General features: G+C 53.5%; 1 protein-coding gene and 1 pseudogene. Both read right to left on the bottom strand.

Annotated features, from left to right (window positions below; genetic code table 11):
• Window positions 1-516, bottom strand: a pseudogene (locus tag F6K52_RS35960) (hypothetical protein); the annotation flags it as partial.
• Window positions 517-519: 3 nt separating this feature from the next.
• A partial coding sequence (locus F6K52_RS35965; protein WP_293089953.1) for an IS4 family transposase occupies window positions 520-1,736 on the bottom strand: 1,217 nt, incomplete at its 5' end.

Consider the following 1,736-nt stretch of genomic DNA (forward strand, 5'->3'; position numbering starts at 1 on the left):
TTCTTGAATTGTTCGGGTGAGTTCTAGGGCTTCTCTCATTAGATTTGGAGGTAAGAATCGGGCCAGCTCTCTCAGCACTCTGGCCCGGGATGATTCATCTTGAATGGTTCGGATGAGTGCTAGGGATTCTCCCATCAGATCTGGTGGTAAGACTCGAGCCAACCCTCTCAGCACTCTGGCCCGGGATGATTCATCTTGAATCGCTCGGATAAGTGCTAGGGCCTCTCCCATCAGTTCTAGCGGTAAGACCGAGATCAGCTCCCCCAGAGCTATGGCTCGGAAGGATTCTTTTTGAATTACTCGAATGAGTTCCAGGGCCTCTCCCATCAGTTCTAGCGGTAAAACTGAGATCAGATCCTTAAGTGCTCTGACCCGAGAAGATTCAGATCGAATCTGGCGGATTACGTCCAGGGCCTCTCCCATCAGCTCCGGAAAGACCGTGGCCAGTGCAATCAGAGCAGCAACCCGGGAGTATTCATCTTGAATCTGGTAGATCACATCCAGGGCCTCTCCCATCAGCTAATCCTGTAGTGGTTTTGAAACAGCCGCAGCGCCTTGTTTTGCAAAGCAGAACCGTTCAAGCGCAGCAGCCAATACTTTGACCCCTGGCAGCGGTTGCGTCTTAGAGGGGGCAAAGCCAACCAACTTCGCTAACGCTAGCGTCGCTTGCCGAAGGGAGTCAACGGGTTGGCCCGATAGCTGATGCAATAGCTGCAATTCATCTGCTTCAAACATATTCTGTGCGGGCTGTTCAGGGTTTTGGCGCAAGGCGTAGGTCAGTCCCAGAAGGTGCCAAGCGACCACAGAGTAAAAGCTCAAGGCGTTGACTAAGGTATGCACGTCGTCAAACTGTAGCTTCTCAACATTCAATGCCCCTGACTTGAGGGTGAAGTGCAGTCGTTCAATGCGCCAACGCAGGGCATAGAAGCGAAGGATGCGCTGCACATCCTCTGCGGTTTCAATCGCTAGACTGGTGAGCAGAGACCAACAGAGGGCATTGTCTGCATCGAAGCAGTCATCACCCGTTTTAACCTCTACACAAGCGACTTCGGTCGCGACCACCAGCGACAGTTCCTGCGTCTTGTGGAGCGCTGCACTCAAGTTCTTGCGGGGGTAGATGTGGACGGTTGCGCCTTGCAATTGCAGAGTCACATTGACCGCTCGTCGCTTGCCGTCAATCTGCCGCTCAATCTGGATTGTATACTGACCGTACTCCTCAAGCTGCGCGGCAACATCGGGCAAGGGGAAAACCGTCCCAGCCGTAACCACTTCGACTCGACGCGGTTGATAAACCCGTACGAGCAAGTCTACATTTGGCTCACGGGAGGCTTTGAAGAACTCAAAGATATCGCCTTCACGATCACAGGTGACGACCCATCGTTTATTCGACCCTTGGGCGTGCTGGTTGACCGCATCCAGCCCATTGAACCACTTCTGAGATTCTTTTTGGTCTGATGGCCAATCGATTGCCCCCTCTCGCGTCCAGTACTGTTGGTCAACCAACCCAAGCGGCTGACCCTGCTCGTCGAGCAGAAACACGTTGTGCTGCATCAGCCCGCGAACCTTGCCCTGAATTCTCCCCAACCCCGTCATCTGGGGTTGCCCCGTGTAATTGTAGTATGTCGTGTCCTGAGCCGCTATTAGATACTCACTCTCGTTCACTTGCGCCCGTGCCTGGGTTTCGGCAAGGTGGCCGGACAACATCGTTGAACTGTTCATATCGTCTCTGGCAAACA

Origin of the sequence: Moorena sp. SIO3H5 (assembly GCF_010692395.1) — a bacterium.
Classification (GTDB): domain Bacteria; phylum Cyanobacteriota; class Cyanobacteriia; order Cyanobacteriales; family Coleofasciculaceae; genus Moorena.